Below are 8,878 nucleotides of genomic sequence, written 5' to 3'. Positions count from 1 at the left end.
CTGGCCGGGGCCAGCGGCGAACCCGCGCTCCCCAGAGCCGGAAGGACGCGGCGCTGGCGACCACTGCGCCGCCTGCCGCCGGTCAACCGCCGACAGGCGATCACGCTCTCGGAACACCTTCATCATCACGCTTCCTCGCGGCTCGACATCATGCCGCCACCATTAGCCGTCATATCCCATCGGTTTACTAGGGTATCCCGAACGATAGGACGCCCGGCCGGGATCCCGAGGCGGGGAAGCCGGCACAGATCGTGGTCGAGACCAAGCGGGCCACCAGGAACACACCCTGCCGCGACCGTTTCACACATCGAAGGCCGGCTCCGTTGACAGGCAAACGACAGGGCGAATAATGTAGGCCCTCCTGACGGAGGTCAGACCACTTACCGCGACGATGGGATGGGGATGGCACACACGAATCCGGACTTCTTGGCACACCTGGGGGGTGATGCCGTGGCCGTAGCCGTGAAGGACGTCGAACCGGGCCAGGCCCACGTGGCCTACCTCGATGACAGCGCGCCTACGACTATCGACGTCAACGCACCGATCCCACTGGGGCACAAGGTGGCACTGCGGGCCGTCGCCGCCGGCGACGACGTCACCGAATACGGGCTGCGCGTGGCCATCGCGAGTGCCGACATCAGCAAGGGCGACTACGTCCACACCCACAATGTGAGGAGCGCCCGATGGCACAACAGCGTCGCCTGACCGGTTACCGCCGGCCCAACGGATCGGTCGGCATCCGCAACCAGGTGGCCATCCTCCCCGTGGACGACCTGTCGAACGCCGCGGCCGAGGGCGTGGCCAAGCTCGTCCCAGGAACGCTGGCCCTGCCGCACGCCTTCGGGCGCCTGCAGTTCGGTGAGGACCTGGACCTGACGTTCCGCACCCTCATCGGGGTGGGCTCCAACCCGAACATCGCGGCGGTGATCGTGATCGGCATCGAGCCCAACTGGACCAACCGCGTCGTGGAGGGCATCGCCAAGACCCGCAAGCCGGTCGAAGGCTTCTCCATCGAGGGATCCGGCGACCTGAAGATCATCGAGCGGGCGTCGCGGCTGGCCAAGACGTTCCTGCAGGACGCGAGCGAACTGCAGCGCGAACCGGTCGAGCGTTCCGAGATCCTGCTGACCACGAAGGACGGCGAGTCGGACACGACGACCGGACTCGGCTCGTGCCGGATCACGGCGTACCTGAGCGACCGGTGGGTCGACGCCGGCGGCACCATGATCTTCGGCGAGACCAGCGAGCTGACCGGCGGTGAGCACCTGATCGCCGAGCGCTGCATCAACGACGAGGTCCGCGCGCGCTTCCAGTCGTTCTACGACGGCTACATCGAGATGATCGAAGCGACCGGCGCCAACCTGCTGGGATCCCAGCCCACGCAGGGGAACATCGCCGGCGGCCTGTCGACCATCGAGGAGAAGGCGCTGGGCAACATCGTCAAGACCGGAACGGCGCCCATCGTGGGTGCGCTCGCGCCGGCCGAGGCTCCGGAGCGGCCCGGCCTCCACTTCATGGACACGTCATCGGCCGCGGCCGAGTGCGTGACCCTGATGACCGCCGCAGGCGGTGTCCTCAACCTGTTCCCGACCGGTCAGGGCAACGTCATCGGCAACCCGGTCCAGCCGGTCATCAAGATCACCGCGAACCCCAAGACCGCCGCGTCGATGGCCGACCACATCGACGTCGACTGCTCGCCGCTGCTGACCCGTGGCCAGTCGGTCGAGGAGGCCGGCGATCAGCTCATCGACCTCGTCGAGCGCACGATCAACGGCCGCCTGACCGCCGCCGAGTCGCTGGGGCACCGCGAGTTCACCTTCACCAAGCTGTACCGCAGCGCGTAAGCAGGATTCCGTTTTCCGACTACCCGAGCCCGCGACACGTCTCGCCCGAGCCTGGCGTGGCGTGTCGCGGGCTTCCGCCTACTACAGGAAGACTTACCGTGAGCGCACCTGCCCCCGATGTCGTCGTCACCGAGGACGTGTGGGACGAACCCCTGCAGAAGCTGGCCACCGAGCTGGCCATCGATCGCCGGCCGGATGCCTGGCGGACCCCCGAACTCCTCCCCGAGATCCTGACCGGAGCACGAGCGGTCGTCGTCCGCAACCGCACCCGGGTGACCGCGGACCTCCTCGCCGCCTGCCCCGACCTCCAGGTGGTCGCCCGCGGGGGCGTCGGGCTGGACAACATCGACGTCGACGCGGCCAACGAGCTCGGCGTGGTCGTCGTGGCGCCGCTCGGCGCCAACGCGATCAGCGTCGCGGAGCACACCATCGGCCTCGCGCTCGCACTCGCCCGTCAGACGGTGCCGCTGGACCGCGCCAGCCGCGCCGGCCAGTGGGACCGCCGGGCCGGCCGCGAACTCTCCGGCCGGACCTGGGGGCTGCTGGGAGCAGGGGCGACGGGGCGCGCCTGCGCCCGGGCCGCCGCCGCGCTGGGCATGCGGGTGGTGGCCTACGACCCGTACGTCGCGCCGGACCATCCCGAGGTCAGCAAGCTGGGGATCCGCCTGGTCGGACTGGCGGAGCTCGCGGCCGAGGCCGACGTGCTGAGCTGTCACCTCCCGGCCACCCCGGAGACGATCGGGCTGATCGACGCCGCGTTCCTCGGCGCGATGCGACCGGACGCCCTGCTGATCAGCGTGGGCCGGGGCGAGGTGGTGGACGAGGAGGCGTTGGCCGACGCGCTCGCCGCCGGGCGCCTGGGCGGTGCCGGGCTCGACGTCCGAGCGACGGAACCACCGGCACGAGGCAGGCTCGAGGAGTTCGACAACGTGATCCTGACCCCGCACATCGCCGGCATCACGGTGGAGAGCCAGCGCCGCATCATCGGTATCCTGGCCGCCGAGATCGGCACGATCCTGGGCGGCGGCCTCGCCCGGTACGCCGTCGGCTCGCACAACCGACCGGGGCGCTCATGAGTCTGACAGTGGGACAAGCACGGTACGCCGCCGGCGCCTTGCTGGAGGCGGCCGGGATGAGCCGGGAGAACGCCGAGGTGACCGCCCGGGCCATCGTGCTCGCCGATGTCTGGGGCGTCGGATCGCACGGGTTGCTCCGCCTCCCCTACTACCTCGAGCGTTCGTGTGCCGGCGGATATCCCCCGGCCGCAGACCTGCGGGCGGTGACCGACAGCGGCCCGCTCGTGGTGTGGGACGGCGGCGGCGGGCTCGGCCACTGGCAGTTGTGGACCGCCGCGACGGTCGCCAGCGAGCGAGCCGCCCGGTACGGGATCGCCGCGGCCGCGGTCGGGAACTCGGGGCACTGCGGGGCGCTGGGCGTCTACACGCTGCCGGCGTTGGAGCGTGGCCTGCTCGCGCTCGTCTTCTCCAACGGGCCCGCGGTCATGCCGGCGTGGGGCAGCGCGACGCCGTTGCTGTCGACGTCCCCGCTCGCCGCCGGGATTCCCTGTGCTCCCCGGGCCGCGATCGTGGACATGGCCACCAGCGCCGTCTCCCGGGGCAAGATCGCCTCGTACGCCCAGCGCGGTGAGCCCCTGCCGGCCGGCTGGGGCCTGGACGCGCAGGGCAATCCCACCGAGGATGCCCAGTCAGCGCTGATGGGCATGCTGTCGCCGCTGGGCGGGGCCAAGGGCTTCGCGCTGGCGTTCCTGGTCGAGTCCCTGAGTGCCGGGCTGGTGGGCCCGACCCTGTCTGCCGACGTCGCCGACATGTTCGACCCGGCGGACGCGAAGACGCCGCAGAGCATCGCCCATCTGGTCGTGGTTCTCGATCCGAGCAAGTTCGACGTGGCCGGCGGACCGGAGGCCGGCCGCCGTCTGACGGATCTGGCCGACCGGGTCCGGTCGTCCGGTGCCCGCGTGCCCGGGGCGGCCCGCAGGCTGCCGGACGAGATCGACGACGCCGAGGTCCTGAGCCTGGCCCCGAGCCTGGAAGCGGACCTCAGGTCCTGGGCCGTACGCCTCGACGTTCCCGCCTTCTCCTGACCGCTGGAAGCCCAAAAGGCTCCCTGGCCGAAAACGGCCAGGGAGCCTTTTGCCGGATGCGGGGCTATGTGTCTTCCGCCAGGAGACCGGCGGCCCGCAGGTCGCCCCGCATCTGGTCGAGCGCCGCGTCCGGCAGGTGCGAGGCCGGCGGGACGAGATACGGCGAACAGACGCCCACCAGGTGCAGCGCGGCCTTCCAGCCCGCCGGCGGACTCCCCTTGCGGCAGGCGGAGACGATGGCCGTCAGCTCCCGCTGGAGTTCCAGGGCGCGCCCGAGATCCGACGACATCAGCTCGAGGATGCGGACGCCGAGATCGGGTACGAGATTCGCGCTGGCCGCGATCGTCCCGTGCGCGCCGGCGAGCGCGCTCGGGACGAGCATGGTGTCCGTACCGGTGTAGACGACGAACTCGCCCGCTTGGGCCTTCTCGCCGGCGACGGTCACCACCGCCTGCAGATACTCCAGGTCCCGGCTGCTGTCCTTGATTCCGGCGATGTTCGGGTGGTGCATGAGGTGGGCCACCACGTCCACCGGGAGGGGCGCCCGGGAGAACGCCGGAATGTTGTACAGGACCAGGGGAACGGGCGATTCGTCGGCCAGTCGCGTGTAGAGACGGAGGATCTCGTCGGCGGTGAGCGGGAAGAACGACGGCGGGGCGACCAGCGCTGCCCGGGCGCCCAGTCGCCCGACCTGGTCCAGCTCCGCACGTGCGTCCTCGAGCGACCCGACCGGGACTCCCGGAAGGACCGGCAGCCCGCCCGCCTGCGCCACCACGCGGCGGGTGATCTCCAGTCGCTGTGCCGTGGTCAGCCGGGGGCCCTCCCCGGTGGAACCCACCGGGGCTATCCCGACTACCCCACCGGTCAGGACGCGGTCGACCAGCCGCTCCAGCGACGCCTCGTCGAGGCTTCCCTCCGCGGTGACCGGGGTGGCCAGCGCGACGAGGGCCCCCGAGGGCAGCACTTCGCTCACCATTCGGCCAACCTTCCGTCGGCGTGGCGCCAGTCCGGGTCGTGCAGCGTCCAGTCCGGCGACTTCGTGACCTTCGCCTCGTCGATGTCGATTCCCAGGCCGGGGCCGCTGGTGACGGAAAGATGGCCCGCCGTCGGAGTCAGCGGGGCCGAGTCCACCAGATAGTCGAACATCTCGGCCGCCGGCAGCCCCTCGAAGCCCTGGTTGTAGTGCAACCCGAAGCTCTGCTCCTGGACCACGACGTTGTTGGCGGCGAAGCCGACCTGCAGCGAGGCGGCGAGCGAGATGGGACCGTTGGGGCAGTGCGGAGCCATGGCGACGTCGTAGGCCTGCGCCAGGTGGCCGAGCTTCGCCAACTCGAAGAGACCGGTGAGTGAGACGTCGGGCTGGATGATGTCCACGACCCCGTGCTGCAGGAGCTTGCGGAAGTCGGTTCGGGAGGTGAGCCGCTCCCCCGTCGCGATCGGGATCGAGCAGTCGGGCGAGATGACGTGGCTCAATTCGTCCTCCAGGCCCGGCCCGAGCGGCTCCTCGATCCAGATCGGGTGGAAGGGCTCCAGCTCCCGGATCAGGGTCTTGAGCATGGCGCGATGCACCCGCCCGTGGCAGTCGAGGGCCACGTCGATGTCGTACCCGACGGCGTCGCGGATGCTGGCGATCCGCTCGACCGCCTTCGTGACGCTGGCCCGGGAGTCGAGGTAGTCGAGCTCCTCGGCGGCGTTCATCTTCACCATGGTGAATCCCTGGGCGATGCGTTGCCGTACGTGCTCGACGACGCCCTCGGGCCGGTCACCGCCGACCCAGGCGTAGATGCGGGTCCGGTCGCGGACCGCGCCGCCCAGGAACTCGTAGACGGGTAGCCCGTACCGCCGGCCCTTGACGTCCCACAGCGCCTGCTCGATACCCGCCGCCGCGGTCGCCAGGATCGCGCCGTCCCGGAAGAAGCCGCCGTTGCGCATGCGAAGAGTCAGATCCTCGATGCGATCGGGGTCGGCTCCCAGGATGTTGCCGGCCAGGTCCTCGATCGCGCCGCGCACCGCCCGGGCGCGTTTCGGCACGATGGCCTCACCCCACCCGACCAGTCCCTCGCTCGTCGCCAGTCGGACGAAGATCCATCGCGGGGCCACCAGGTGCGTCTCGATCGAAACGATCCGGTCGCGGCTCACCGGCGGTCCTCCGGACGCAGGGCCACACCGGTGTCGGCATCGAAGACGTGCAGGCCGCCGGTCGGTTCGATAGCGAGCGTGATCTTCTGGCCGACGTCCACCTGGCTGGTTCTCGGCAGCTTGGCGACCAGACCGACCCCGGCGGAGGTGAGCAGGACGTGCTTCTCCGAGCCCAAGGGCTCGATCACGTCGACGATGCCCTGGAGCCAGGACTCGCTCTCGTCCTCGGTGAACGAGTCGGCGACCAACCGGAGCGCCTCGGGCCGTACGCCCACCACGACCTCGCTCGTCCCGGCGGGCAGAGCGCCTGCCAGGTCGCTCGGGAGGCAGACGTGCAGGCCTTCGCCCGTGACCTTCGTCGTGCCCGGCTGCCGGCGCACGGCTCCCGGCAGGAAGCCCATCGGCGGGGTTCCGATGAAGCCTGCCACGAACCGGTTGACCGGCCGGTCGTAGAGCGCCTCCGGCGTGTCGACCTGCTGGATCACCCCGTCGCTCATCACCGCGATCCGGTCGCCCATGGTGAGGGCCTCGACCTGGTCGTGCGTGACGTACACGGCGGTGGCGGTGACCGTGCGATGCACCTTGAGGATTTCGCTCCGCATCTGGGTCCGCAGGTGGGCGTCCAGATTGGACAGAGGTTCGTCCAGCAGGAAGACCGCGGGATCCCGGACGATCGCCCGGCCCAGCGCGACCCGCTGCCGCTGCCCACCGGACAGCTGGCGGGGCTTGCGGTGGAGCAGGGCGCCGATGCCCAGCATCTGCGCCGCCTCGTTCACCTTCCGGTCGATGTCCTGCTTCGGGATCTTCCGGCGTCGCAGGCCGAAGGCCATGTTGTTGTACACGGACATGTGCGGGTAGAGACCGTAGTTCTGGAACACCATGGCGATGTCCCGGTCGCCGACGTCGATGTCGTTGACCAACCGGTCCCCGAAGTAGATCTCGCCGTTGGTGGCCTGCTCCAGTCCGGAGATGATGCGCAGCAGCGTCGTCTTCCCGGACCCCGACGGGCCCACCAGGACCAGGAACTCCCGGTCGGAGATCACGAGATCGCAGCTGCGGAGTGCCGTCTCCGCACCGAACGTCTTCTCGATTCCACGGAGCGTGATGCTCGTCATCAGTGCACGTCCTCAATCTGCCCAGGATAGGTGCTCATGCCCGCTGCCAGCGGATCTGGTCGGCGGCTCAGGCTCCGCCCGCCGTCAACGGTCAGGGTCGCCCCGGTGATGTAGGAGGCCTCGTCCGAGGCCAGGAACGCGACGGCGTTGGCGACGTCCTCCGGTCGGCCGGGCCGCTGCAACAAGGTGGGACTGCTGTTTTGGTCGGAGCTGGTGCCCAGGCCGGCGCTGAGCCGTTCCGTGGCCATGGTCGGCGTTTCGATCACACCGGGGGCCACGGCATTGACCCGGATGCCGACCGAGCCGAGTTCGACCGCCAGGACTCTGGTCAACGCCGTCAGCCCGCCCTTGCTGGACACGTACGAGACGTGCGTGGTCAACGGCAGCCGCTCCTGGATGCTGGTCACGTTGATGATGGAGCCGGCGCGGTGCTCGGTCATGGCCCGAGCGGCGTCCCGGCTGAGGAACACCGCCGCCGTCAGGTTGGTGTCCATGACCCGGGACCAGTCCTGGGCGGTGAGGTCCACCAGGCGCAGGCGGGTGCCGACCGACGCCGCGTTGTTGACGAGGACGTCCAGGCGGCCCCAGGCGCTCAGCGCCTTGGCCACCAGCTCGTCGCGTCCGTGCGGATCCGCGAGGTCGACCCGCTCGAAGCGGCAGGACCGGCCCGCCTCCGTGAGCCGGGCGGCGAGGGCGGTGCCCGCGTCGCCGTCGATGTCCGCGATCGTCACCAGCGCGCCGTCGGCGGCCAGCCGCTCGACGATCGCCCGACCGATGCCGGCCGCGCCGCCGGTGACGAGCGCCGCCCGCCCGGCCAGTCGCTGCGAGCTCATCACGTGCCTCCCAGCGCGCCGGCCGTCATGCCGCGAACCATGTACTTCTGTACGGCGAAGAACGCGATGACCAGCGGCAGGCTCGTGACGGTCGTCGCGGCCATCATGCCGCCCCAGTCGAACTGGAACTGGCCGTTGAACGTCTGCATGAGCCCCGGCGGCAACGTGAGCTTCTCCGTATCCGTCACCAGCGTCAGGGGATACAGCAGGTTGTTCCAGGAGTTGATGAAGATGATGACCGCGGTCGTCGACAGGCCCGGCAGGCTCAGCGGCAGGACCACCCGGAACAGGATCCCCAGCCGGGAGTAGCCGTCCACCCTGGCGGCCTCCTCGATCTCGCGGGGAACCGAGTCGATGAAGCCCTTCATCATCCACGCGCCGAACGGGAGCGCGAACGTGGTGTAGCCGAGGATGAGGCCGGTGTACGTGTTCAGCAGGTGCAACTTGAGCATGAGCAGGTACAGCGGGCCGATGAGCACGGCGAAGGGCAGCATCTGCACGGCGAGGATCGACAGGCTGAAGCCGCTCCGCAGCCGGTAGGCGCCGCGGGAGAAGCTGTAGCCGGCCAGGGCACAGATGAAGGTCGCGCCGATCGCCGTGACCACGGAGGTGACGACGCTGTTCAGGAAGAAGTCGGTGAACGGCATGCTGCCCGTGATCAGGCCGGTGTAGTTGTCCACCGTCGGGTCCTGCGGAACCATCGTCGGATTCAGCGCCGTGACCTCGGTCTTGGTCTTGAACGACGCGGTCACCATCCAGTACAGCGGGCCGGCGACCGTGGCCAGGCCGATCGCGATGACGATGGTGGACACCGCGGGAATGGTGCGGATCCGCCGGAGCCGGCGC

Annotated in this window: 9 protein-coding genes; 4 read left to right on the top strand and 5 right to left on the bottom strand. The window is 69.9% G+C overall.

Going from position 1 to position 8,878, the window contains the following annotated elements; all coding sequences use genetic code 11:
• The first annotated feature begins 450 nt into the window (after positions 1-450).
• From ONA70_RS11370 to ONA70_RS11355, 4 genes are all read left to right on the top strand, one after another.
• Positions 451-705, top strand: a complete 255-nt coding sequence (locus tag ONA70_RS11370; RefSeq protein WP_265006346.1) for a UxaA family hydrolase — start codon at positions 451-453, stop codon at positions 703-705.
• On the top strand, positions 684-1,844 hold the full coding sequence (locus tag ONA70_RS11365; protein ID WP_265006345.1) for a UxaA family hydrolase: 1,161 nt from the start codon (positions 684-686) through the stop codon (positions 1,842-1,844). Before ONA70_RS11370 ends, ONA70_RS11365 begins: the two co-directional genes overlap by 22 nt.
• Positions 1,845-1,942: 98 nt before the next feature.
• Complete coding sequence (locus ONA70_RS11360) at positions 1,943-2,920, top strand: NAD(P)-dependent oxidoreductase (RefSeq protein WP_265006344.1); 978 nt, start codon at positions 1,943-1,945, stop codon at positions 2,918-2,920.
• Positions 2,917-3,945, top strand: coding sequence for an Ldh family oxidoreductase (locus ONA70_RS11355; protein ID WP_265006343.1), 1,029 nt, complete (start codon positions 2,917-2,919; stop codon positions 3,943-3,945). The genes ONA70_RS11360 and ONA70_RS11355 overlap by 4 nt, the downstream gene beginning before the upstream one ends.
• A gap of 64 nt (positions 3,946-4,009) precedes the next feature.
• On the opposite strand, the gene ONA70_RS11350 is transcribed toward ONA70_RS11355, so the two are convergent.
• Genes ONA70_RS11350 through ONA70_RS11330 form a run of 5 tightly spaced genes read right to left on the bottom strand, consistent with a single transcriptional unit; the run spans position 4,010 to position 8,844 of the window.
• Positions 4,010-4,921 (bottom strand): dihydrodipicolinate synthase family protein, encoded by a 912-nt coding sequence (locus ONA70_RS11350; RefSeq protein ID WP_265006342.1) that lies wholly within the window; start codon positions 4,919-4,921, stop codon positions 4,010-4,012.
• Entirely contained in the window at positions 4,915-6,084 is a 1,170-nt protein-coding gene (gene dgoD, locus ONA70_RS11345; RefSeq protein ID WP_265006341.1) for a galactonate dehydratase, read from the bottom strand. The genes ONA70_RS11350 and dgoD overlap by 7 nt, the downstream gene beginning before the upstream one ends.
• The gene (locus ONA70_RS11340; RefSeq protein WP_265006340.1) at positions 6,081-7,199 is read right to left on the bottom strand and encodes an ABC transporter ATP-binding protein; all 1,119 of its coding nucleotides are present in this window, start codon (positions 7,197-7,199) and stop codon (positions 6,081-6,083) included. Before ONA70_RS11340 ends, dgoD begins: the two co-directional genes overlap by 4 nt.
• Positions 7,199-8,032 carry an SDR family NAD(P)-dependent oxidoreductase gene (locus ONA70_RS11335; RefSeq protein ID WP_265006339.1) on the bottom strand — a complete coding sequence of 278 codons (834 nt, stop codon included), beginning with the start codon at positions 8,030-8,032 and terminating at the stop codon, positions 7,199-7,201. The genes ONA70_RS11340 and ONA70_RS11335 overlap by 1 nt, the downstream gene beginning before the upstream one ends.
• Complete coding sequence (locus ONA70_RS11330; RefSeq protein WP_265006338.1) at positions 8,032-8,844, bottom strand: carbohydrate ABC transporter permease; 813 nt, start codon at positions 8,842-8,844, stop codon at positions 8,032-8,034. The genes ONA70_RS11335 and ONA70_RS11330 overlap by 1 nt, the downstream gene beginning before the upstream one ends.
• Positions 8,845-8,878 lie beyond the last annotated feature (34 nt).

Source organism: Micromonospora yasonensis, assembly GCF_026013475.1.
GTDB classification, from domain to species: Bacteria; Actinomycetota; Actinomycetes; order Mycobacteriales; family Micromonosporaceae; genus Micromonospora; species Micromonospora yasonensis.
The sequence above is the reverse complement of the archived record's forward strand: the minus strand, read 5'-3'. Positions and strand labels throughout refer to the sequence as shown.

Bases quoted from the DNA above. Each gene is read 5' to 3' on its own strand.
- ONA70_RS11355 (WP_265006343.1), top strand. From the start codon at position 2,917: ATGAGTCTGACAGTGGGACAAGCACGGTACGCCGCCGGCGCCTTGCTG.
- ONA70_RS11340 (WP_265006340.1), bottom strand. From the start codon at position 7,199: ATGACGAGCATCACGCTCCGTGGAATCGAGAAGACGTTCGGTGCGGAG.
- ONA70_RS11365 (WP_265006345.1), top strand. From the start codon at position 684: ATGGCACAACAGCGTCGCCTGACCGGTTACCGCCGGCCCAACGGATCG.
- ONA70_RS11335 (WP_265006339.1), bottom strand. From the start codon at position 8,032: ATGAGCTCGCAGCGACTGGCCGGGCGGGCGGCGCTCGTCACCGGCGGC.
- ONA70_RS11350 (WP_265006342.1), bottom strand. From the start codon at position 4,921: ATGGTGAGCGAAGTGCTGCCCTCGGGGGCCCTCGTCGCGCTGGCCACC.